This is a genomic window from Staphylococcus pseudoxylosus, from assembly GCF_044794325.1.
Classification (GTDB): Bacteria; Bacillota; Bacilli; order Staphylococcales; family Staphylococcaceae; genus Staphylococcus; species Staphylococcus pseudoxylosus.
Map to the genome: position 1 here is coordinate 1,209,554 of NZ_CP085024.1, position 24,113 is coordinate 1,233,666.

General features: G+C 31.8%; 24 protein-coding genes and 1 riboswitch. Of the genes, 16 read left to right on the forward strand and 8 right to left on the reverse strand.

All coding sequences use genetic code 11. From position 1 onward, the window contains the following. Positions 1-184 precede the first annotated feature (184 nt). Complete coding sequence (locus LG295_RS05845) at positions 185-490, reverse strand: hypothetical protein (protein WP_107558874.1); 306 nt, start codon at positions 488-490, stop codon at positions 185-187. A 278-nt stretch (positions 491-768) separates the two neighbouring features. On the opposite strand from LG295_RS05845, the gene LG295_RS05850 reads away from it, so the two are divergent. The 3 genes from LG295_RS05850 to LG295_RS05860 all read left to right on the forward strand — a co-directional run bounded on the left by LG295_RS05850 (position 769) and on the right by LG295_RS05860 (position 2,920). Further along, positions 769-1,482, forward strand: a complete 714-nt coding sequence (locus LG295_RS05850; RefSeq protein ID WP_017722201.1) for a transaldolase — start codon at positions 769-771, stop codon at positions 1,480-1,482. A 217-nt stretch (positions 1,483-1,699) separates the two neighbouring features. After that, entirely contained in the window at positions 1,700-2,335 is a 636-nt protein-coding gene (locus LG295_RS05855) for a pentapeptide repeat-containing protein (protein WP_107558844.1), read from the forward strand. Between the two features lie 135 nt (positions 2,336-2,470). Beyond that, positions 2,471-2,920: a hypothetical protein gene (locus LG295_RS05860; protein WP_107531986.1), complete on the forward strand. Its 450-nt coding sequence runs from the start codon at positions 2,471-2,473 to the stop codon at positions 2,918-2,920. An 8-nt stretch (positions 2,921-2,928) separates the two neighbouring features. Here LG295_RS05860 and LG295_RS05865 read toward each other — a convergent pair whose 3' ends face one another. Together LG295_RS05865 and LG295_RS05870 are read right to left on the reverse strand one after the other, a co-directional pair. Beyond that, positions 2,929-3,351: a competence protein ComK gene (locus tag LG295_RS05865; protein ID WP_107558845.1), complete on the reverse strand. Its 423-nt coding sequence runs from the start codon at positions 3,349-3,351 to the stop codon at positions 2,929-2,931. A 12-nt stretch (positions 3,352-3,363) separates the two neighbouring features. Next, positions 3,364-3,831, reverse strand: coding sequence for a sigma-70 family RNA polymerase sigma factor (locus LG295_RS05870; protein WP_107558846.1), 468 nt, complete (start codon positions 3,829-3,831; stop codon positions 3,364-3,366). Positions 3,832-4,048: 217 nt separating this feature from the next. On the opposite strand from LG295_RS05870, the gene LG295_RS05875 reads away from it, so the two are divergent. Together LG295_RS05875 and LG295_RS05880 are read left to right on the forward strand one after the other, a co-directional pair. Beyond that, the gene (locus LG295_RS05875) at positions 4,049-4,273 is read left to right on the forward strand and encodes a hypothetical protein (RefSeq protein WP_017722196.1); all 225 of its coding nucleotides are present in this window, start codon (positions 4,049-4,051) and stop codon (positions 4,271-4,273) included. A gap of 166 nt (positions 4,274-4,439) precedes the next feature. Then, entirely contained in the window at positions 4,440-5,294 is an 855-nt protein-coding gene (locus LG295_RS05880) for an N-acetylglucosaminidase (RefSeq protein ID WP_017722195.1), read from the forward strand. A 428-nt stretch (positions 5,295-5,722) separates the two neighbouring features. Here LG295_RS05880 and LG295_RS05885 read toward each other — a convergent pair whose 3' ends face one another. Then, positions 5,723-6,649 (reverse strand): osmoprotectant ABC transporter substrate-binding protein, encoded by a 927-nt coding sequence (locus tag LG295_RS05885; protein WP_326020302.1) that lies wholly within the window; start codon positions 6,647-6,649, stop codon positions 5,723-5,725. 172 nt (positions 6,650-6,821) lie between these two features. Between LG295_RS05885 and LG295_RS05890 the strand changes: the two genes are divergently transcribed. From LG295_RS05890 to ribE (LG295_RS05910), 5 genes are all read left to right on the forward strand, one after another. Further along, positions 6,822-8,285: an FAD/NAD(P)-binding protein gene (locus tag LG295_RS05890; protein ID WP_404476679.1), complete on the forward strand. Its 1,464-nt coding sequence runs from the start codon at positions 6,822-6,824 to the stop codon at positions 8,283-8,285. 280 nt (positions 8,286-8,565) lie between these two features. Then, a riboswitch (FMN riboswitch) is annotated at positions 8,566-8,699 on the forward strand. Between the two features lie 164 nt (positions 8,700-8,863). Then, positions 8,864-9,907, forward strand: coding sequence for a bifunctional diaminohydroxyphosphoribosylaminopyrimidine deaminase/5-amino-6-(5-phosphoribosylamino)uracil reductase RibD (gene ribD / locus LG295_RS05895; RefSeq protein ID WP_107531721.1), 1,044 nt, complete (start codon positions 8,864-8,866; stop codon positions 9,905-9,907). Positions 9,908-9,913: 6 nt separating this feature from the next. Continuing rightward, on the forward strand, positions 9,914-10,546 hold the full coding sequence (gene ribE / locus LG295_RS05900; RefSeq protein WP_107558710.1) for a riboflavin synthase: 633 nt from the start codon (positions 9,914-9,916) through the stop codon (positions 10,544-10,546). 10 nt (positions 10,547-10,556) lie between these two features. After that, entirely contained in the window at positions 10,557-11,738 is a 1,182-nt protein-coding gene (gene ribA, locus LG295_RS05905) for a GTP cyclohydrolase II (RefSeq protein WP_318832790.1), read from the forward strand. A 13-nt stretch (positions 11,739-11,751) separates the two neighbouring features. Continuing rightward, entirely contained in the window at positions 11,752-12,210 is a 459-nt protein-coding gene (gene ribE / locus LG295_RS05910) for a 6,7-dimethyl-8-ribityllumazine synthase (protein WP_107531718.1), read from the forward strand. A 199-nt stretch (positions 12,211-12,409) separates the two neighbouring features. Here ribE (LG295_RS05910) and LG295_RS05915 read toward each other — a convergent pair whose 3' ends face one another. Beyond that, positions 12,410-13,411 carry a proline dehydrogenase family protein gene (locus tag LG295_RS05915; RefSeq protein ID WP_107558708.1) on the reverse strand — a complete coding sequence of 334 codons (1,002 nt, stop codon included), beginning with the start codon at positions 13,409-13,411 and terminating at the stop codon, positions 12,410-12,412. A gap of 266 nt (positions 13,412-13,677) precedes the next feature. Between LG295_RS05915 and LG295_RS05920 the strand changes: the two genes are divergently transcribed. The 3 genes from LG295_RS05920 (at position 13,678) to LG295_RS05930 (ending at position 16,230) form a co-directional block, all read left to right on the forward strand. Then, a complete protein-coding gene (locus tag LG295_RS05920) occupies positions 13,678-14,502 on the forward strand; it encodes an alpha/beta fold hydrolase (protein WP_107531716.1) in 825 nt (274 codons plus the stop codon). A 219-nt stretch (positions 14,503-14,721) separates the two neighbouring features. Then, on the forward strand, positions 14,722-15,678 hold the full coding sequence (locus tag LG295_RS05925; protein WP_107531715.1) for an L-lactate dehydrogenase: 957 nt from the start codon (positions 14,722-14,724) through the stop codon (positions 15,676-15,678). 150 nt (positions 15,679-15,828) lie between these two features. After that, on the forward strand, positions 15,829-16,230 hold the full coding sequence (locus LG295_RS05930; RefSeq protein WP_107558520.1) for a transcriptional regulator, SarA/Rot family: 402 nt from the start codon (positions 15,829-15,831) through the stop codon (positions 16,228-16,230). A 99-nt stretch (positions 16,231-16,329) separates the two neighbouring features. Here the strand turns inward: LG295_RS05930 and LG295_RS05935 are convergent, their stop codons facing one another. Both LG295_RS05935 and LG295_RS05940 read right to left on the reverse strand, forming a co-directional pair. Then, on the reverse strand, positions 16,330-16,890 hold the full coding sequence (locus tag LG295_RS05935) for a class I SAM-dependent methyltransferase (RefSeq protein ID WP_107531146.1): 561 nt from the start codon (positions 16,888-16,890) through the stop codon (positions 16,330-16,332). Then, the gene (locus tag LG295_RS05940; RefSeq protein ID WP_017722183.1) at positions 16,887-17,840 is read right to left on the reverse strand and encodes a TIGR01212 family radical SAM protein; all 954 of its coding nucleotides are present in this window, start codon (positions 17,838-17,840) and stop codon (positions 16,887-16,889) included. The genes LG295_RS05935 and LG295_RS05940 overlap by 4 nt, the downstream gene beginning before the upstream one ends. A gap of 109 nt (positions 17,841-17,949) precedes the next feature. Between LG295_RS05940 and LG295_RS05945 the strand changes: the two genes are divergently transcribed. The 3 genes from LG295_RS05945 (at position 17,950) to LG295_RS05955 (ending at position 22,443) form a co-directional block, all read left to right on the forward strand. After that, positions 17,950-19,119, forward strand: coding sequence for an MFS transporter (locus tag LG295_RS05945; RefSeq protein ID WP_107558519.1), 1,170 nt, complete (start codon positions 17,950-17,952; stop codon positions 19,117-19,119). Positions 19,120-19,697: 578 nt separating this feature from the next. Beyond that, positions 19,698-22,112: a leucine--tRNA ligase gene (gene leuS / locus LG295_RS05950; RefSeq protein WP_107531148.1), complete on the forward strand. Its 2,415-nt coding sequence runs from the start codon at positions 19,698-19,700 to the stop codon at positions 22,110-22,112. Between the two features lie 19 nt (positions 22,113-22,131). Continuing rightward, positions 22,132-22,443 carry a rhodanese-like domain-containing protein gene (locus tag LG295_RS05955; RefSeq protein WP_318832791.1) on the forward strand — a complete coding sequence of 104 codons (312 nt, stop codon included), beginning with the start codon at positions 22,132-22,134 and terminating at the stop codon, positions 22,441-22,443. A gap of 353 nt (positions 22,444-22,796) precedes the next feature. On the opposite strand, the gene LG295_RS05960 is transcribed toward LG295_RS05955, so the two are convergent. After that, the gene (locus tag LG295_RS05960; RefSeq protein WP_318832792.1) at positions 22,797-24,071 is read right to left on the reverse strand and encodes an NAD(P)/FAD-dependent oxidoreductase; all 1,275 of its coding nucleotides are present in this window, start codon (positions 24,069-24,071) and stop codon (positions 22,797-22,799) included. Between the last annotated feature and the right edge of the window lie 42 nt (positions 24,072-24,113).

The following is a 24,113-nucleotide window of genomic DNA, read 5'->3' on the forward strand; positions in this document are numbered from 1 at the left end:
AGCAACATGGTTATCGCTATTAAAGCTTAATTATTGTTTTATAATATCAAATATAACTAGAGATTTAGAATGTATTTATAATTGTCCGAATTGTATAGACATATGCATAACATTATTAAATCAAAGGTTCACTTTAACCATAATAACAGAGGCTAAGACATCAATTGTTGTCCTAGCCCCTTAATTAGAATATTATGCCAAATGTTGATAGAGAAGCAAGAATATGAATAACAATTACGATTAAAATAACGTATGGTAATATCTTACTTGCTTTTCGTATCCAATCTGATTCTTCATGTAGATGTTTGATTGATTTATCAGCAAAGATAATGGAAATTATTAAAATGATAGCATTTATAATACTACAAACAAATATTAATTTTATCATCGAATTAAAATGCATATTTAATAGAGGGTTTCTTGTATTAAAATAAAAACTAATAATAACCAATAAAGTAGATAAATAAAAGTAAAGTTTTGAACGTGCCATTTGTACCTCCTAATGCAATTCATTTAACAATAATACCATAAATTTACAAAAAACTAATGCAATTTATATTTATATAGTATAATAACATATTGAATATATGCTTATGTAGGATTAGTTCTCTTATATAAAAAACTTTAATATTACTGTAAAAATATTCTGATTTTAAGCAAAAAATTAGAATTAATTCTTTATAGGTGGTATAACTAAGTTGTATGGTTAATAACCGTTATCAAATAATTCTTTGTTGAATTATTTAATCAAGTCAGGAGGAATAAGTAATGGCAAAATTAAATGTTGAAGTATTTGCAGATGGTGCAGATATTGAAGAAATGAAAGCAGCTTATAAAAATAAACAGGTTGATGGTTTTACTACTAACCCAAGTTTAATGGCAAAAGCAGGTGTAACCGACTATAAAGCTTTCGCTGAAGAAGCTGTTCGCGAGATTCCTGATGCTTCTATCTCATTTGAAGTATTTGCAGATGATTTAGAAACTATGGCAAAAGAAGCTGAAATTTTAAAACAATATGGTAGTAACGTATTTGTTAAAATTCCAGTTGTAAACACAAAAGGTGAATCAACTATTTCTCTAATTAAAAAATTATCAGCAGAAAATGTTCGTTTAAACGTAACTGCTGTTTATACTTTAGATCAAGTTAAAGAAATTACAGATGCTGTAACTGAAGGTGTTCCAACTTATGTATCAGTATTTGCTGGCCGTATTGCAGATACAGGAGTTGACCCAATTCCTATGATGAAAGAAGCTGCTGAAATTACACATAGTAAAGACGGCGTGAAATTATTATGGGCTAGTTGTCGTGAAGTAATTAATGTTATACAAGCTGATGAAGTTGGCGCTGATATTATCACATGCCCAGCAGATGTAGTTAAAAAAGTAAACAACAATCTTGGTCGTGACATTAATGAACTCTCAGTTGATACAGTTAAAGGATTTGCAAAAGATATCCAAAGCTCAGGCTTATCAATTCTTTAATTGTAAAAGTAAATTGAGTTTTAATTGTAATTTAAATATAACTAAAAAAGACCTGGACATTTATTAATCTAATGTAATGTCCAGGTCTTTTTTATACATTAAAAATATAAAGTTTTTAAATATATCTGATATACTGTATATTATAAAATTTCTGGCTAATTCACTCCTTGTACAATGTAATGATGCATGCAATGATTAGCTAGGGAGGAGTGAAGTAATGAAGATACAGCCACCTAATATTAATGGTTATTTAGAAAAGAAAGAATTAACAGATGTATTTGATGAAGTTGATGATCTAATAGAATTAGCAGAAATCTCAAATTCATCACTGGAAGAAAAAATATTAGATAGGTTGTTAATATATGGATCAACAATCAAAGATTGTAGTTTTGCTAATTCAGATTTAGGGCGTGCCGATTTTACAGATGTTGTATTTGAAAATTGCGATTTTTCTAATTCTCAGATGGATTATGGGACGATTCATAGGGTTACTTTTAAAAATTGTAGAATGACAGGAACATTATTCAAAAATATGAGATTAAGCCATATTACATTTGAAGAAGTAAAAGCAAATTTTATAAATTTAGTAGAATCGAAAATTGATGCATTTAGAATCAATACAAGTGATCTAGAAAATGCTGAATTTCATAATACACTGCTTAAAAACGTGGAATTTTTAGATTCTAATCTAAATCATATGTCAATCTATCAAACGTCATTAAAAAGTTGTGATATAAGTAAATCGTTTTTTGGACATATCACTGTTGGAAAAGATGATTTAATAGGGTGTAAAGTATCGAGTGAACAAGCTATTCAAATTGCTAAGTTAATTGGCATCGTTGTCGTTGACTAAATATAAAGAAATAAATTAGTGATAAGACATATTTTTTTAAAAACCATCAAATTTAATTGAATCACTGTGATAATTGATTTATCATTTAAGAAAGTAACTGAAGTGATGTGAACGTGATAAAGGAGAACATTTCAAATGAAAGCAAATATCTTTGAGCAAAAAGTGAAAAAGCAATTATGGTTTTTAAACAAAAAAGAGAAAAATAAATTAGATGAAGTGTTATCTAAAACAGTTGATTTAAATGAAAGCGATCAATTAAATCGTCCAGTTGCATTCTCAAATCAATTTTTGAAGGAATATATTTTTAAAGAAAAAGTAGTTTCAAGTACGCAATTATTCGTATTATTATTAGGCATTTTAGGTACGTACATCTTACTTATTGGTTTGTTCTTGTTCGGTTTTTTGACAAGTTTGACTTCAGTACAATATTTCATTAAGCCAGAAGTCGAGCTATCAACAGTTACTGTTGTATTAACTTTGGTGGGAGCTTTGCTATTAGTTATAGTCAGTCTATACATGATAAAAGTAGTAACTGGATATTTCACTAAAAAATTATTGGAATATAAGCACAATAAAACTTTATAACGATGAAACTAGCTTAAAAGGTGAGAAAGTGTTAAACTTTCTTGCCATTTTTTATATATAAAAATATATGGGGCATCTACAGTGATAAATGTACCATTATCAAAATATACGATTGTGGATGAACCTTTGGATTTTAATCCGTTAATAGTACAAGCATTGATATAATACTGTATCGGGGAACGTTGAGGTTTTACAGGGAATATTGTTGTTTGATAATCAATAAAAATAGGTACTAATTTCTTAATCTTTAATATTCGTTTAGATTGTTCAAGCTGTACTTTATGTGAACGTTGATATTTTTCTAAAACGTAGTTAATAGTTTGATTAATTGGAGATGGGTATATAAATTGATGCGTAGTGAATTGGCATATTGTAAGTATTTCAGGTCCTATTGCCGTTTTGAAATACAATATTTTAGTTAAGTTAGACATGAATATTTCACCTCATTCATTAAGATAATAATTTTTATACTTGATTTTGACTCTATTTTGATAATTTTTTAGTGTGGAAATTGAACAATGTAATGCTTTAGCTAACTCTTTTTGCTTATAGCCAGCTAATTTTAATTGTAGCCATAGTTGTTCTTTTTCTGATAAATGGGAAAGAAAATTATCATACAAGAGTCGAGCATCATCAAAAGGGGCATTAATGTTAGCAAGGTTATCTAATTCAAATATGTTATACGTCTCAATAGTATGTTGTGAACGAAAAAGATCGATAATAAAGAAATTGAGACGACAATATAAAAATGAATTTAAAGAAGATTTTTGAGGGGTGTAAACATTTGATAATTCCCACATTTTTATCGTAAGTAATTGTACATATTCATCATTATTGTACTTAATATTATATTTTTTTAGAAGAAAATAGATAATGTGCTTGGAATTTTTATATAATTCATTAAAGTTCATTGTTAAACTCCATCGTTGTATATACAACATAAATTTCCGGATAGATTTATTTTATTGTGAAAAATAATAAATTTCATTTGCTAAATAGTAACATAAGGTGTTAAATAGAAGTCATAAGGTAGATAAATTTAAGTTTTATAACATTAACGCGTATTCAACTTAAAGATATAACATTTAGAGATAAATATTATCTTCGGACAATTATCAGGAGGTTTGTATGGATTACGCACATTTAAATTTAGAACATTTTTTTGCGAAACATAATGATTTAGATATAATTAAAGATAAATCAGACTTTGTTATGATTAATAATATGACAAACGAAATGATGTATCGAGATGGTGAAATAGAAGGTGCAATAGATTTGAACCGTTATTATTATAAAAATAGATCCCAAGCAGCAAGTTTTATCATAATGGAATATCGTAAAAGTCAAGAGTAATGAAATTAAGATTTCATTACTTTTTTTTATGAATATGTGACAACAATCAGATTAAATTGTACGATTAAGTATTTAGTGTTAAACTTTATTATCAGATAGTCTCAATAGTAGTATTACATAAGATTAAAGAGGCTCCATTCCTAATTATTACCTAAGAGGTGTGAACATGACGAAGCATAAAAAGGGCTCTATATTATCAATTATTGGTTTATTGATAATCTTAGGTGTAGCTGTTGTTGTTGTCTTTTCAATGATATCAGATCAAATCTTTTTTAAAGATGTAAACGAACAAGAAAAAGTTGAAAACCTAAAAGTTACTTTAGATAAAGCATCTAAAAAGCAAATTGATAACTACACAAGCCAACAAGTTTCAAGTAAAGATAATAAAAGTTGGAGAGATGCATCATCTACTGAGATAAAAGCCGCAATGAATAGTAGTGAGTTTATAGAGAGTGATACGCAAAAATACCAATTTTTAGAGTTGGATAAATACCAAGGCATTGATGAAAACAGAATTAAACGTATGTTAATTGATAATCCAATATTATTAAAACATTCAGATGACTTTATACAAGCAGCGAAAAATAAACATGTAAATGAAGTTTATTTGATTTCTCATGCGTTACTAGAAACAGGGTCAGCTAAGAGTGAACTTGCAAGTGGTGTAGAAATTGATGGAAAAAAATATTATAACTTTTTTGGGGTCGGTGCACTAGATGAAGATCCAATCAAAACCGGATCAGAATATGCCAAGAAACATGGTTGGGACACACCAGAAAAAGCCATAAGTGGCGGTGCAAACTTTATTCATGATCACTTTTTATCAAATAAAGACCAGAACACACTTTATAGCATGAGATGGAATCCTAAAAATCCTGGTGAACATCAATACGCTACTGACATTAAATGGGCTGAAAGTAATGCAAGCTTAATGGCCAATTTCTATAATGATATGAAAACAGAAGGTAAGTATTATAAATACTTTGTTTATAAAGATGATGAAAAGCATAAAACGCAATAAATAGCCATGTATCAAGCATATGGCTTATCCTGTCAATGAAGTGTTAACTTTGTTGGCAGTTTTTTTATTTTTTATAGTTGTTATCATAGTTTATTGATTTGTAAATAGATAACTATGTAGTTTTGGACAGAATACTGTTCGGAATTGTAGGGGGATAGGTGTTGGTTGGTCATTTAGAAAAGCTAGTTTTCAATTTCAGTTTCAATATTTATAATAAAAAGCCAAGCGTCAACTGACGTTTGGCTTTTTAATATTTTATAATTACTATAAATGAGGGATGCTCTAATTTATTTAGCTTTATTTTTTTGACTAATAAGAATAAATAACATAAGCGTTGAGATAAATACTTTAAAAATAAATTTCATAGTGTCACTTCCTACTTAAGATTGTTTAAATTAATTGAGATTGATTAACATTTTAATATTTATCTACTTTTCATCAAAATAATTATGTTTTTTTAAGAATGTTTCAGCTACAACTGCTGGTTCTTTTCCTTTACCATCAGCTTCATAATTTAATTTTTGCATTTGTTCTGTACTAATTTTATCATCAAGTTTCGAGATTGCTTTTTTAATTTGTGAATGTTCTTTGAGTAACTTATTTGGAGCAACTGCACTGGCATCATATGGTGGAAAGAAATTTTTGTCATCTTTTAAAACAACTAAATCATATGCAGCTATTCTTCCATCTGTTGTATAGCCTAATGCCACATCCAATTTATTATTTTTTAACGCATCATACACAAGACCGATTTGCATAGGTTTAAGTGAATTGAAACCGAAGCCATAGTGCTTTTGGAAAGGCGCGTATCCATCCCCGCCACGTTTAATCCAAGTTGTATCTGTTCCAACATTGACTTTATCTTTAATTTTTTTTAAATCTGAAACAGTTTGTAGATTATATTTTTCTGCGGTTTCTTTTGTGACCATAAATGCGAATGTGTTTTCGAAACCATAAGAATTAAAAAATGTTTGATTAAACTTTTGGTTAAATAATTTTTTAGTAATCGCCATAGCTTTACTTGTATCTGTAATAGGTTCTTGTTCAAGTACACCAACTAAATCTGTGCCAGTGTAACGAGTACTTGATATATCAGCGTCGCCATTCATTAATGCATTGTGTTGTATTGTGGCAGATCCTAAATTGTTGATGATAGTGCCAGATGTTTCACCCTTTGTATCATGTTCAATTAGTTCTTTTAACATATAAGCCATAATTTGTGATTCACTAGTAGCTAAAGCTGATATTTTAACAGTGTTTTTTGCTTGGCCACCGCCTAATCCTGGCAAATCGCAACTAGATAGTAAAAAGGTACTTGCTAAAATGAAAAATAAAAATCTTCTTAAATGTTTCATTATTGAACTCCTTATATATATTAAAAAAACTATTATTGCAATATATTAAGATTAACACACTTAGCAAAACATTATAACACTGCTTGATAAAATAGTAGTAGACCATTAATGTGTAATATACACTAAAGGATTGGTATAATAAGGACAAATAATCTTAGTAAGGAAGTGTACTATGAGAATTGCCATCATTGGAATGGGCACTGCAGGTGTCACGCTTTTAAAAGAATTAGTGAAAAGTGATTCTTTTTCTAAAATGCATATTGATGTATATGACAATCCTATAAATATGGGTCAGGGTATTCCTTTTCAAAATGACAGTGTAGAATTATTGATCAACCTACCGGCAGCACAAATGTCTTTGAATTTAGATAACCATAGAGAGTTTTATGAATGGTATGAAATGCAATCTAAATTTAAATTTTCGAATCCAGAATACTTGCCAAGATTTATATTTGGTCATTATATGAAAGATTATTTGCAGAAGTTTAACCATGATTACGACAATATACATACAATCAAAGAAGAAGTTAATGAAGTATTTATTGAGTCAGAAATAGGGCAAACAGATGTGACATATTGTGTTTGTACTTCTAAAGAAACAGAAAATTGTAAACAGTATGAGGTCGTCTTTTTGACTATTGGTACTTTGTCATACCATGATCCATATGGCTTAAAGGGGATACGTGGTTATATTAAAACACCATATCCGACCTATAATACATTAGACGATGTACAAGATTTCGAGGATATCGCTATTATTGGTACAGGATTAGCAAGCTTAGATGTCATTCGTTATGTAACGGCACATCATCCTAAACTACCCATTACTGTTGCTAGTCGAAAAGGGCGATTGCCAAGTGTGAGAGGGGAGATGCCTGATATCGACTTTCAATATGTAACTCCAGAAAATTTTAATGAGATAAAGCGCAAGCATTTTGGCAATGTACCTCTAGATGAGGCGATAAAGTTATTCTTGAAAGATTGTGCATTGCATCATATTGATGTCGAAACGTTAGTTCATCGTAGCCAAGATGATCCAATTAAAGATTTAACTTATGATTTAGAACATGCTGATAAATTAGGGAAGTTGCAAAGTATACTTGAATTAGCGAAAGAAAATTTAAATTGGATTTGGAATAGTTTAAGTAGAGAGGATCAAAAAAGATTTTTAACTAATTATCAGCCTATATTAAAAGAGAATTCAAACCCGATGCCGCCTCAAACAGCACGATTATTGATTGATCACATTAACCATGGCACGATTAAAATTAAGCGTGATTTAGAGGATGTTCAATATGATAATAATAAGTTCAACTTTAAATATAAAGATGCGTCAGTAGAACGGTTTGATATTGTAATTAATGCTACAGGATCAAAGACACAACTTGCAGATTTAGATGGTGATGACCAACTCGTCTTAAATCTCGAGAACAGACAGGTTGTACAAGCGCATCCACTTGGTGGAATTCAAATTGTTGCTGAAACCAATCAAATTATCAGCCCTCGCTATGGCACGCTAAAACATATGTATGCGCTCGGCCAATTGACAAATGGAATTAATCAATCACGTAACGGCGTTATGATGATTGTAAAACAAGCTGTTAATGTGGTTGACCATTTGTTAAGTACAAAATAAAGATGTTTACTATTTAGGGATAAATGACACAATGATAGATTAATTAAATAAGTTGTGAGTTAACTGAGTTATAGTTTTTTATTATTTTTTCTGGTATTCGCGCCTTAATCTCTTGGTTTTAATTAATTTGTTTATGCTTTAAATTGTAATAATGTAAAGCATAGCAAAAAAATAAAGCCGACTTAGGTAATAAGAATTGTCATTTTCTCAAAAGTGTAGTACCATTATTTTGTAACTTATTCAAAGTTACCTGACTCAATCATCGAATACAATTTCATAAATATTCTTTCGGGGCAGGGTGAAATTCCCAACCGGCAGTAAATTAAGCCTGCGACCTGCATTTGTTGAAGCAAATGTGGCTGATCTAGTGAAACTCTAGAGCCGACAGTAAAGTCTGGATGGGAGAAAGAATGAAGTATAACTTGAAAATAGCACTTTTTAAGTGTTTATTTAGCATACGCTTTTATTTGAATATGTATAAGTGTGTATTTTACTATTGCTAAAAATGTTATATCAATATATATCCCACACCTGAAATGTTAAGTTCAGGTGTTTTTTTATTTTTTAGAGGTGATAAAATGAGTCATTATTTGAATTACGCTATTCAATTAGCAAAAATGGTAGAAGGTCAGACGGGTTTAAACCCACCAGTTGGATCTGTAGTAGTAAATGATGGACGTATTGTTGGCATGGGAGCCCATTTGCAAAAAGGTGGCAAGCATGCTGAAGTACAAGCTTTAGATATGGCCCAAGATAATGCACGAGGAGGAACTATATATATTTCGCTAGAGCCGTGTACGCATTATGGTTCGACGCCACCATGTGTAAATAAAATCATTGAAGCGGGTATTAAAAAGGTTGTCTATGCAGTTAAAGACACAACATTGCCCTCTGAAGGTGATGACATATTAGAACAGGCTGGTGTCGAAGTGATATTCCGTCCTCAATCAGAGGCAGAATCACTATATAGGGATTTCTTTATAGCTAAGAATGAATCCATTCCAGAAGTTACAGTTAAAGTCTCATGTAGTCTTGATGGTAAACAAGCTACTGATAAAGGCGAAAGTAAATGGATTACTAATAAAGCAGTAAAAAATGATGTATTTCAGCTTCGTCATAAACACGATGCAGTCTTGACAGGTAAAGGCACGATACATGCAGATAATCCACAATATACTACACGTATTGAAGAAGGTAAGCATCCTATAAAAGTCATCTTATCTAAAACTGGTGAAATTGATTTTAATTTAGATATTTTTCAGTTAAGAAATGAACCAATATGGATTTATACTCAAAATAAAAATTTAAAAACAAATATCGAACATGTAGAAATCATAGAATTAACTAATTGTTCAATTGAAAATATATTAAAAGATTTATATCAAAGAGGGATTGGAAGTGTGCTAGTAGAGGCAGGGCCCGCAGTGACTTCTGAATTTCTTCAATCTAAATTTACGAACGAACTAATATTATATTATGCCCCGAAAATGATAGGTGGTTCTGGTAGTTATCAATTTTTCCAAAGTGAAAGTATTTTTAATCTATCAGAAACACCACAGTTTGAAATTGTAAATTCACAAATGCTTGAGCAAAATATCAAATTAGAGTTACGAAAGAAGTGATTGTCGGTGTTTACAGGAATTGTTGAAGAAATTGGAACTATAAAAAAAGTATCAACGCAACAGTCTGTAGTTAACTTAAAGATTGAGTGCCAAACAATTTTATCAGATATGCATATCGGAGATTCAATCAGTGTTAACGGAGCATGTTTAACGGTGGTGGAATTTGATCATCAAAGTTTTTCAGTTCAAGTTATTAAAGGTACCGAGAATAAAACATATTTAAACCAATTAACTCAATCTGCTGAAGTGAATTTAGAAAGAGCTATGAGTGGACAAGGTCGTTTTGGTGGTCACTTTGTTTTAGGACATGTAGATGAAGTTGCTAAAATCATACGTATACAAGCATCAGACAACTCTAAAATCGTTACTATTAAACCATCAACATCACTGATTAAACAAATGGTTAGTCAAGGTTCAATTACTGTAGATGGTGTGAGTTTAACTATTTTCCAATTAAAAGAAGCTGAGTTTGATATTCATCTTATACCAGAAACAAGAAAATCAACAATTTTAAATCAGAAACGTGTTGGTGATCCAGTGCATATAGAAACTGATATGTTATTCAAATATGTTGAACGAATTATCAATAGTAACGAATCGGAATTAAGCCCAGAAAAACTTAGAGCATTTGGATTTTAGGAGGGGTAATATGCAATTAGATAGTATAGACAAAGCTTTAAAAGCATTGAAAAACGGTGACAGCATTATCGTTGTAGATGATGAAAACAGAGAAAATGAAGGCGACTTAGTAGCTGTAACTGAATGGATGCATAATGACACAGTTAACTTCATGGCTACACATGGTAGAGGATTAATTTGTGCACCTATCAGTAGCGATATAGCTAAAAAATTAGATTTAAACCCAATGGTTAGTAATAATTCTGATATTTATGGAACACAATTCACAGTTAGCATTGACCACGTCGATACAACTACAGGCATAAGCGCTGACGAAAGAATGTTGACAGCAAGAGCTTTAATAGATGATAGTGTAAGTGCGCATGATTTTAATAAACCAGGTCATTTATTTCCATTAATAGCACAAGATAATGGTGTGTTGACAAGACGTGGACATACCGAAGCATCAGTTGATTTAGCTAAATTAACAGGTGCTAAACCTGCCGCATTAATTTGTGAAATTATGAATGATGATGGCACTATGGCAAAAGGTGAGTCATTAGAAACATTTAAAGCAACACATAATTTAGTAATGATTTCTATAGAAGATTTAGAAAAATACCGTAAGTCTGTTATTTCAAAATTAGAAGCAAAAGCAAAAGTGAAATTGCCAACAGATTATGGTGTATTCGATATGTACGGTTTTACAACTTCTGATAACGACGAAGAAATAGTGGCTATCGTAAAAGGTGATATTAAACAAACTGAAAATGTACGCATACACTCATCATGTTTAACAGGAGATATATTCCATAGCCAAAGATGTGATTGTGGTGAACAATTAGAAGCGTCTATGAAATATATAAATGAACACGGTGGCATTATTTTATATTTACCTCAAGAAGGTAGAGGTATTGGCTTAATCAATAAATTAAAAGCATATGAACTGATTGAACAAGGATATGATACTGTAACAGCAAATATTGCTTTGGGCTTTGAAGAAGACTTAAGAAATTATCAAAATGCCGCCCAAATATTGAAATATTTTGGTGTTGAAAGTGTTAATTTATTAAGTAATAACCCTAAGAAATTTGAAAGCTTAGAGAACTACGGTATTAATATTACTAAACGTGTTGAACTTGTCGTACCAACTAATAAATATAATCAAGATTATATGGATACAAAAAAAGAAAAAATGGGTCACTTAATATAAGGAGGAAATTATAATGAATTTTGAAGGTAAATTAATAGGTTCTGATTTAAAAGTTGCGATAGTAGTAAGTAGGTTTAATGATTTTATAACAAATCGCTTATTAGATGGAGCGAAAGACACTTTAATTAGACATGAGGTACCAGAAGAAAACATCGATGTTGCTTATGTACCTGGTGCATTTGAAATTCCTTTAATAGCTAAAAAATTAGCAGAAAAAAGTGATTATGATGCCGTTATCACTCTAGGTTGTGTGATTAGAGGTTCGACTTCACATTACGACTATGTATGTAATGAAGTAGCGAAAGGTATTTCTAAAGCAAATGATGTGACTAATACACCAGTAATTTTTGGGATTTTAACAACTGAAAATATCGAACAAGCTGTTGAACGAGCTGGTACTAAAGCGGGTAATAAAGGGTCAGAAGCGGCTGTTAGTGCCATTGAAATGGCAAATTTATTACGAGAAATATAAAAATCCTCAAGTATTTAAACGAGGATTGTGGTTAAAAGTTGTAAATTTATACACTTGAAAAATAAAATATATGAACAGTACATGATGACTAGAAAACTAAATTACTTGTATTAAGTTATTTAGAAATCTAGCCAACAGTGGCAAAACGGGTATGTAATATCAATTTATTAAATTTGGTGTTGCATACCCGTTATTTATTTTATTTCTTAAAAATACGATATATACATGTTGTTGCTAATCCAAATGATGCTACAGCACCACTAACTATACCGACTTTTTTAAGGATCTCTGGTTTCATAACTTCTTTAAACATTAAGTTTAAATTTTGAGGTCTCTCTGCTAGCCTACGCATAAAGTAACTAAACCAATCATCGCCATAAGGTACGTAGATACAGAAACCATTACCTTCACCAGCAATTTTTTCTGCTAAATCTGTACGGAACCCATACAACATTTGAAATTCGTATTGGCTTCTTTCAATATTATTATCTTTAATAAATTGTTTCATATGTCTGATGATTTCATCATCATGTGTAGCAATTGAAGTTACATTTTTTGAATTTAAAAGCCTTTTCTCCATCAAACGAATATAGTTTTTATCTATCTCTTCTTTTGTTTGGTAGGCAATCGTATCGCTTTCTTTATAAGCACCTTTTACCATACGAAGTCTTAATTCTGGATATTTATCAATAAGTGCATCAGCTTTATATAAATATGCTTGAATTACAGTGCCCACATTTTTAAATTCACCTTTTAAGCGATCTAAAACTTGGGTGATATCGAATAGACTATCATACTTTTCAGTATCTATATTAATATGCATATTATCAAATTGATTTGCCTTCAATAATATTTCACGTAAATTACGATAAGCAAGATCTATATCAAATTCTGAACCTAGTTGACTCAGTTTAATAGACATGTGACCATCTAAGTTATGATTGTAAATTGCATACATCACTTCTATGATTTGGTCTTTTGCTTGGATTGCTTCACCTTCAGTTAGAACAAACTCTCCAAGGCAATCAACTGTAACAGTAATTCCCTTGTTATTTAAACGTTCAATTGTGTCCACCAAGGCAGTAATAGTATTACCCGCAACTACTTTATTTGCCCCGAGCATTGGCCCGATTTCTTTGGCGGTCTTATTCAAAAGCGGATTATTTGATAATCCGATAAAAAAATTCTTCACAATTGGCATATTAATTCCTCCTATTCCGCTTATAGCTATGTTTCATTAATAGTGTAGCATGAATCAAATAGTAATGAAATCGTTTACAATAAAATATATTACACTTTAAATTATCAAATGCACTCATGAGTGCCATATTCAAGAGCATTATAAATTTAGTTGTAGGAAATAAACTTATTTTTAGAGTTGTATTGTTATGTTTAAAATGGAAAAACTACATGATATTTTGATACAATATACTTAATGAATTTAAAGAAGAAGGGGAAGTATGGATAATGTGGAAATGGGAAACCGAAAATGAAGCCAAAGGTGTTGTGGTGATTGCACACAACATGCTTGAACATACAGGTAGATACGCATATGTAATTACAATGCTTCGCCGTAATGGGTACCATGTGATTATGGGAGATTTGCCAGGACAAGGGCAAACTTCACGCTCAAACAAAGGTCAAATTGATAATTTTGATGTTTATCATGAGCATATACTTGAATGGATTCGAATCGCTAATGAATATAAATTGCCAACTTATGTCTTAGGCGTAGGATTGGGTGGCTTAATTGTTTTAAACTTACTTGAAAAAGTGGAGGTACCAATCGAAGGTTTAATGTTACTTTCTCCTTTACTTGAGTTTAAAAAAAGCAATAAAACTAGAAAAGATAAGATTATTTCGAATATAGGTAAACTTGCCAAAGACACTAGATTTAAAGTTGGTATTACAGTCGAAGATTTAACTAGAAACTCGGAAGTAATAGATGAAACAAATAATGATCAACTTATGCTACTAAAAGTAACATATCATTGGTATAAACAAATTATTGAGATAATGAAGGAAACAGTAAACCACTTAAAAGATGTGAAATCTTTACCATTGCTTTTAATGTATGGTACAGAAGATAAAGTAGCTGATGTCACAGCAATGGATTTGATAAAAGAAAAAATAACTACTGAAGAATTATATTTCAAAGCTTGGGATGGGTTATATCATGAAATACATAATGAGCCTGAAAGAGATGAAGTAATGAGATATATTTTAGCTTTCTTGAATAATAGTTCAAGTAACAATGGTTTCATAGTTCATGATGAAAATGAAGTCTCATAATAAGCAAGAAGTCTAAATAGAGGGCTGTCGCAAATGCTCACTTAATAAGAAATCGTACCATAGTGTGCGGTTTCTTTTTTTAAAATAACGGAGCGGAAAAGAAATATTTTGTATGTGAAATAAATCACAAAATCATTGCAATTTTCTTCGTGCTTTGTTATATTTAATTTGTGAAATAAATCACAAATTAAAGTTCATATACGTAAGGAGAGTCTTATTATGGAATATATTAAAAGTAATAAAGTAGTTTTAATTGGAGATGGCGCTGTAGGCTCTAGCTATGCATTTGCATTAGTTGCTCAGGGTGTAGCGGATGAATTAGTGATTATTGATTTAGCAGAAGAGAAAGTTAAAGGTGATGTGATGGACTTGAACCACGCTGCACCTTATGGTGGGTCACCTATAAAGATTAAAGCGGGTAGCTATAAAGATTGTGATAATGCAGACATCGTTGTAATTACTGCTGGTGCTGCCCAAAAACCAGGAGAAACAAGATTAGATTTAATTGAAAAAAATACAAAAATATTTAAAAATATAGTGTCTGAAGTTATGGATTCAGGATTTGATGGTATTTTCCTTGTAGCTACAAATCCTGTGGATGTTCTGACTTATGTAACAAGAGAGGTTTCAGGTTTACCAAAGGAAAAAGTCATTGGTTCTGGAACAATACTGGATACTGCAAGATTTAAATACGAATTGGCAGAAGAATTTGGTGTATCAGATAGAAGTGTCCACGGACAAATTATAGGTGAGCATGGAGATTCAGAATTAGCAGTTTGGTCACAAGCAAATATTGCAGGTCAACCGCTATATCAATTACTTAAAGATGATCCCGAAAAACAACACAGAATTGAAGAAATTTTTGTAAACACTCGTGATGCGGCTTATGATATTATTCAAGCTAAAGGAGCAACATACTATGGTATCGCTATGGGCTTGGTTCATATTACAAAAGCTATATTAAATAATCAAAATCTCATCTTAACAGTTTCTAGTTATTTAGAAGGAGAATATGACCAAAAAGATGTCTATGTAGGTGTGCCTACAAAAATTAACCGACAAGGGGCGGTGAAAGTATTTGAAATACCTTTAAGCCAAGAAGAAGAAAGATTATTCAACAATTCTGTCAATATTTTGAAAGAAATGCAAAATAAAATATCTCATTTAATTGCATAATTCATAGTTTGAATTTAAACTGTATATAAGATTAATTTTATTAAAAATTCTAATATTTATTCAGTGAAGAATTTATATCACAATGAATGATGGTTTTTATGAATTAATTTTACATGTTTAAACTTTATTCTATGATTGGGGGATTATTATATGGGGAAGGCATTTGCTGATAAAGTTGATGGCGTATTGCAATTGGAATCGGTATTAAAAGAAATTGACGATATTTTTGCCAAAGTACAAAAGCAATACAAAATGTCAAAAGAAGAAATATTGATTCTTCTTACACTTTGGAAAGAAGGTTCAATGACTTTAAAGGAAATGGATGATTTTGTTCATATTAAGTCTTATAAACGTACAAGAACGTATAATGATTTAGTTGAAAAAACTTGGATCATTAAAGAAAGACCACAGAATGATGAACGTACAGTTATCATACATTTCAATGAAGATTTAAAAGATCAACGGGAAAGTCTTTTAAATTTCTTTAAAGAAGAAATTGATGGCAAATCAACAAGTATTCAAAACAGTCTTAAATCTATCATTAATCTATAGGGAATAGTAAAGCCACAGTGCATAGGCACTGTGGCTTTATTTTTTATAAAATAAGTACTGTGATACATATATTATTTTGTATTTGCATGTGTCTTGTTATTATCTTTTTTCGATTGCACAAATAAATGGTGGATCGTTTTGCTGATTTATAAATTGATATTGTAAAATGTGAGCTTTGTTTTGATCAAAGTTTTTTAAATAATTTATTACAGCATCGCGTTCGATTTTTCCTTCTTCATGCCCTGGATATATTACTAAGATAATGATACCTTCTGATGATAAAATATCAAATATAGCTTCGATAGCTGCAATAGTACTTTTCGGTAGTGTAACAACCGATTTATCTCCTTTAGGAAGATAACCTAAATTAAATATTGCAGCATCTACCGCTCCATGTGATTCAACAGGTATATATTGCTTTACCTCGGAATGACTTGCATGATGAAGTGTTACATTATTAAAATCTTTCGTTTTTTGTTGTGTATTTAGAATTGCAGTTTCCTGTATATCAAAAGCGTGCACACGACCGCTTGTAACATGTTGTGCTAGAAATAATGTATCATTTCCATTACCACACGTAGCATCGATTACGATGCTCTCATCATGTGTGTGTTGTTTGATAAGTGTCTTGGCAAAAGGGAGAATACGTTCTAATTTCATGATTTTACAGTGCTTTCGAAAAATTTACCTTGATAAGATGCTCTACGAGCTAGTTCGTTATCAATTTCATTTAATACTTCCCATTTATTGACACTCCACATTGGGCCAACCATTAAGTCAATCGGACCATCACCAGTAATACGATGAACAATCATTTCTTTTGGAATGATTTCTAATTGATCACAAACTAAGTTTGTATATTCTTCTTGCGACATAAATTCAAGCATACCTTTGTCGTATTGTTTGACCATTGGTGTGCCTTTAAGTAAATGTAGTAAGTGGATCTTAATACCTTGAACATCCATTTGTGCTACTTCCTTAGCTGTTTCCATCATCATATTATAATCTTCGCCAGGTAAACCATTAATAATATGTGTGCAAATATTAATGTTATGCTTACGTAATTTGGCTATACCTTCATAATAAGTTTCCATATCATGGGCGCGATTAATTAGGTCTGAAGTTTCTTGATGGATTGTTTGTAAGCCTAATTCCACCCATAAATATGTGCGTTCATTAAGTTCTGCTAAATATTCAACTACGTCATCTGGTAAGCAATCAGGACGTGTACCTATAGATAGTCCGACAACGCCTGGCTCTTTTAGTGCAGTTTCATATTTTTCACGTAATACTTCAACAGGTGCGTGTGTATTAGTGAATGCTTGGAAATATGCGATATATTGTCCGTCATGCCACTTTTCGTGCATTCTATCTTTGATTTGTCTAAATTGTACTTCGATAGGATCCACACGATTTCCTGCAAAATCACCACTGCCTGCTGCTGAACAGAACGTGCAACCGCCATGTGCAACAGTGCCATCTCTATTTGGACAATCGAAGCCACCATCAATTGCAACTTTAAATATCTTTTGTCCAAATTTATTCTTCAAGTGATAATTCCACGTGTGATATCTCTTATTCTCGAATGCGTAAGGGAAAAATTGTCCCATATAACATTTTCCTTTCTAAATTCATTCTAGTTAAAGATTTTAACATATTTTAGTGATATAGTGTTTAGAGTAAAATGAGAAATTTAATTTTAGAAGGGAGCTTAATGTTATGAATATGCCTAAATCAGTATGGTGGTTAGTTATTGGTATGGCATTAAATATCACAGGCTCAAGTTTTTTATGGCCGTTAAATACAATTTATATGAATGAACAATTAGATAAAAGTTTGACTATGGCTGGCTTAGTGTTAATGATCAACTCTTTTGGTATGGTCATTGGTAATTTATTAGGTGGTAATTTATTTGATAAACTGGGTGGTTATCGGACAATTATGATTGGTACTGTCATCTGTCTGATGAGTACAACGTTACTAAATTTTTTTCACGATTGGCCATGGTATGCAGTGTGGTTAGTGGCGTTGGGATTTGGTGGCGGCATGATCATACCAGCAATTTATGCATTAGCAGGTGCGGTGTGGCCTAACGGTGGTCGACAAACGTTTAATGCGATTTATTTAGCACAAAACCTTGGTGTTGCCATTGGTGCAGCTTCAGGTGGGTTTGTAGCAGAGTTAAGTTTTAATTATATATTTATTGCTAATTTATTAATGTATGTGGCTTTTGCAATTGTTGCAGTTACTCAATTTAATATTAAGTTAGACGTGAAAGTAAAATCGAATGATGCAATGAGCTTGTTATCGAAAGCATATCGACCACAATTTCTAGCGTTATCGTTGCTGTGTGTGATGTTTAGTATTTGTTGGATAGCATATATTCAGTGGGAAAGTACTATTGCTTCATTTACACAAGAAATAAATGTTTCTATGAGTCAATACAGTCTATTGTGGACAGTGAATGGTATTATGATTTTGGTAGCTCAACCGTTGATTTCACCTGTTATTAGGTTGTTAAAAGGTAATCTGAAATATCAAATGCTTGTAGGTATAATTATATTTATATTGTCGTTCTTTGTTACAAGCTTTGCTGAACAATTTTCAGTATTCATGATAGGTATGATTATACTTACATTGGGTGAAATGTTTGTATGGCCAGCGGTGCCAACTATTGCTAATCAACTTGCGCCTAGTGGTAAAGAGGGATCATTCCAAGGTTATGTTAATTCTGCTGCTACAGTAGGTAAAGCTTTTGGACCATTAATTGGCGGTGTAGTGGTGGATACATTTAATATGCAGGCTATGTTTTTAAGTATGATTTTCTTACTTGTTATAGCGTTAATATTTTTAATGATCTATGATAAAAGATTATCAAAGGAAACGTAATTTCTGACTATAACGAAATAAACGCTATGGTTTTGTAATATTGTAAATAAAAATTAAGTGTAATCAACGTCCGAGGCATAAATAAATGTCTCGGACTTAGTTTGTTTAATTAATATTAAAATAAGGAACACCTGAGCTAAGGCTCATGTATAAGAATCACTAACTCAATAAACTTCCAAAGAGTTTAAGTAATCGTATAAGACCATTTTTTCAAAAGTGGAACACCTGAGCTAAAGCTCATGTGTAAGAATCACTAACTCAATAAATTGAGAAGTGATTCTATAGAGAAGTGGTTCTTTAGTTTTACTCTTGAAATAAAAGTCTTTTTCAAATATGATTAGTAATGTATATGGAGTAGTAGCTTTAAGATTTATCTACAGAGAGCTAGGGTTGGTGGAACCTAGCGTTAAACTACAAGTGAACTTACCAGGACTTATAGATAAATGATGACATCTCTTACTATTTTATTAAAATGAGTGCACAGATCATGTGAAGTTGGGTGGTACCACGGTGAAAATCGTCCCTATGTAATTCAATAATAGTTTGAGGTGTCTTTTTATTAAATAGGAGGAGAAGTAGTGAATTACAATCATAATGAAATCGAGAAAAAATGGCAGGATTACTGGGAAGAATATAAAACATTTAAAACAAGCGATAATTTAGGACAAAAGAAATTCTACGCTTTAGATATGTTTCCTTATCCTTCTGGTGCAGGACTACATGTAGGACACCCTGAAGGTTATACAGCGACGGATATCATCTCTCGTTATAAACGTATGCAAGGTTATAACGTCTTACACCCAATGGGTTGGGATGCATTTGGTTTGCCTGCAGAACAATATGCGCTAGATACTGGTAATGATCCTCGCGAATTTACTAAAGAAAATATTCAAACGTTCAAGCGTCAAATCAAAGAACTAGGTTTTAGTTATGATTGGGATAGAGAAGTAAATACAACAGATCCTGAATATTACAAATGGACACAATGGATTTTTATTCAACTTTATAATAAAGGATTAGCATATGTAGATGAAGTGGCAGTAAATTGGTGTCCGGCTTTAGGCACAGTTCTTTCAAATGAAGAAGTGGTAGATGGTGTGTCTGAACGAGGTGGCCATCCTGTTTATAGAAGACCTATGAAGCAATGGGTATTAAAAATCACTGAATATGCAGATAGATTATTAGAAGATTTAGATGACTTAGACTGGCCAGAATCATTAAAAGATATGCAACGTAATTGGATTGGTCGTTCAGAAGGTGCCTCGGTTACCTTTGAAGTTGCTAACCTGAATGAAGAAATAGAAGTTTTTACAACACGTGCAGACACAATTTATGGTGCTTCCTTCTTAGTTTTAAGCCCTGAACATGAGCTAGTAAATAAAATTACCACTGAAGATAAACGTGAAGCTATAGAAGCTTATCAAAAAGAAGCGGCTAAAAAATCTGACTTAGAGCGTACTGGTTTAGCCAAAGAAAAATCAGGTGTATTTACAGGTGCTTATGCAATCAACCCATTGTCTGGAGAAGAAGTTCCTATTTGGATAGCTGACTATGTGTTATCTACTTATGGTACAGGTGCTGTAATGGCAGTTCCAAGTGGTGATCAACGAGATTATGAGTTTGCGAAAGCCTTTGATCTACCTATAATTGAAGTCATCGAAGGTGGGGACATGACTCAAGAAGCATTTACAGGTGATGGTCCTCACATTAACTCTGGGGAGTTAAATGGCTTATATAATGAAGCTGCAATCGAAAAAGCAGTTGAATTATTAGAAAATAAAAGTGCTGGTAGTAGAAAGGTAAATTACAAACTTAGAGACTGGTTGTTTAGTCGTCAAAGATACTGGGGTGAACCAATACCAGTTATACATTGGGAAGATGGTTCAATGACAACTGTACCAGAAGATGAACTACCATTGTTACTACCTGAAACAGATGAAATTAAACCTTCAGGAACTGGAGAATCACCTCTTGCTAACATTGATGAATTTGTAAATGTTGTCGATGAAGCTACAGGCATGAAAGGTCGTCGTGAAACAAATACAATGCCACAATGGGCTGGTAGTTGTTGGTATTATCTAAGATATATAGATCCAAATAATGATAAAATGCTTGCTGATCCAGAAAAATTGAAACATTGGTTGCCAGTAGATTTATATATTGGTGGCGTAGAGCACGCAGTTCTCCATTTATTATATGCTAGATTTTGGCATAAAGTATTATTTGATTTAGGTGTTGTACCTACAAAAGAGCCATTCCAAAAATTATATAACCAAGGTATGATTTTAGGTGAAGGAAATGAAAAAATGAGCAAATCTAAAGGTAACGTAATTAACCCAGATGATATTGTTCAATCACATGGAGCAGACACATTACGTTTATACGAGATGTTCATGGGTCCACTTGATGCGGCGATTGCATGGAGTGAAAACGGCTTAGATGGTTCAAGACGTTTCTTAGATAGAATTTGGCGTTTACTAGTTACAGAAGATGATTTAATTTCTAATAAAGTGGTAAATACTAATAGCAAAGCATTAGATAAGAGTTATCATCAAACTGTGAAAAAAGTTACAGAAGATTATAATTCATTAAACTTTAACACTGCGATTAGTCAATTGATGGTGTTTATCAACGATTGTTATAAAGCTGATGAGATTTATAAACCATATATTGAAGGCTTTATTAAAATGTTGGCACCTATTGCGCCACATATTTCAGAAGAATTGTGGGCTCGTTTAGGACATGAAGAAACAATCACTTATCAACCATGGCCGTCTTATGATGAATCATTATTAGTTGATGATGAAATCGAGATTGTAATTCAGGTGAATGGAAAAGTGCGTGCTAAGGTTAATATGCCTAAAGACATCTCCAAAGAAGCAATGGAAGAAGCTGCCCTAGGCAATGAAAATGTTAAATCTGAAATTGCTGGTAAGGACATTAAGAAGGTTATCGCAGTTCCTAAAAAACTTGTTAATATCGTAGCTAAATAATAAATCGGAGGAATTAATAATGGAATCTATTACAATTGATGAATTAAAAAGTGAAATTTTAGATGCTAATCCTGTTAATATCGTTGATGTTAGAACTAATGAAGAAACAGCGATGGGTATTATTCCTGGTGCAAAAACAATTCCAATGAATGAAATACCAGAAAACCTTAACCAATTTAATGAAAATGATACTTATTATATCATCTGTAAAGTTGGTGGCAGAAGTGCACAAGTTGTTCAATATCTTGAACAAAACGGCATTAATGCAGTGAATGTTGAAGGTGGTATGGATGCTTGGGGAGACCAAGGTTTAGAATTGAAAAGTGTTTAATTTTTACAAAAAAATAAAATGAATAATCGCATGTTTCTCATTGTAGAATTATGATATACATGTACTGAATTTAATTTATCAGTGTTTCAAAGCAGTCGCATAAAAAAGTGCCTACTTTGAAGCACTTTTTTTATGTGAACTTTTGGAAGATATTCTAACTTTGAACGATTGAGATATAATAGCTTAGAATTTGTAGGTAGTACGAATTGCTTATAAAAAAATAGCCCAAACATAAATGTATGTAAAATGGACTGTTTAAGTGTTTATAAAAAGGTTATAGATTCTATAATTTGAGGACGTTTAATACATTCGTTGTATTATCGCGAATTTAATCTTTCCTTCAATATTTAAAGTTAAAGTGTTTGAGTGGTGGAAATGAACTCACTTGCATTAGTACCAGCAACATGTCCGGTAACCAATGCACTAGTAATGTTATATCCACCAGTATAACCATGGATGTCTAACACTTCGCCACATAAAAATAAGCCCGGGACAATTTTGGACATCATTGTTTTAGGTTGTATTTCCTTTAGTGAGACACCACCACCGGTTACGAAAGCTTTTTCGATAGATAAAGTGCCATTGACGTAAAAAGTAAACCCTTTTAATAATGCTACAATATTATTGATTTGCGCATTGGAAATGTGATGTGCAGTCAAATCATCAGGAATCTCCGCCTGTTCGATAATAAATAATAAATAACGCTCTTCAATTAAACCGTGTAAACTGTTCTTGATGTACTTGTCTGGTGTGTTTTCAAGCAAATCAAGAATTTTTAGTTCTAATTCATTTTTTGTTAATTCTGGAAAAGCATCAATTTGCATTTGTATCTCTTGTCGTTTTTGATTTTTTTGTTCTTTATAAACGAATTGGCTGCACCTTAATGCAGCAGGGCCACTAATGCCAAAATGTGTAAATAACATATCCATTTGGTGTGTGATTCTTGTTTTTCCATTCTTTTTTAATACTGAAAGTGCTACATCTTTTAAACTCAATCCTTTTAGTCGTTTGTTCTTAATGAAAGACTCAACAGAAGTAATCGGTACTTCAGTAGGAAATAATTCAGTAATGGAATGTCCTAATTGTTCAGCAAATCTATAACCATCTCCAGTAGAACCGGTTTGAGGCACACTTGTACCACCAGTTGCAATGACTAAACTTTGGCTTTCAAAAGATTGTTGATCGTTAAGCGACACTTGGAAAGTTTGATTATCGTTGTATGAAATTGAAGCAACAGTGGCTTCTTCTTTAACTTCTACTTTATTTTGTTGCAAAGTGTGAATAAGTGCATCCACGACATCTTGAGCTTTATTAGAAACTGGAAACATACGTCCATGGTCTTCTTCTTTTAAAGATACGCCTCTAGATTCAAAGAAATGAATAATTGATTCATTGTCAAAAACTGAGAAAGGACTATATAAAAACTTTCCATTACCAGGAATGTTTTTTATAATTTCATCATAAGGAAGACGATTGGTTACATTGCAACGACCACCACCAGAAATTTTTAATTTGCGGCCTAGTCCTTTTTTCTTTTCAATTAATAAAACACTATTGCTTAATTTGCTCGCTGCAGCAGCTGCCATAAGCCCACTTGGACCACCGCCGATGATAATTGTTTGATACATTTCATTGCCTCCCTTTACTAAATAGTGTTATTTTATAGTTTA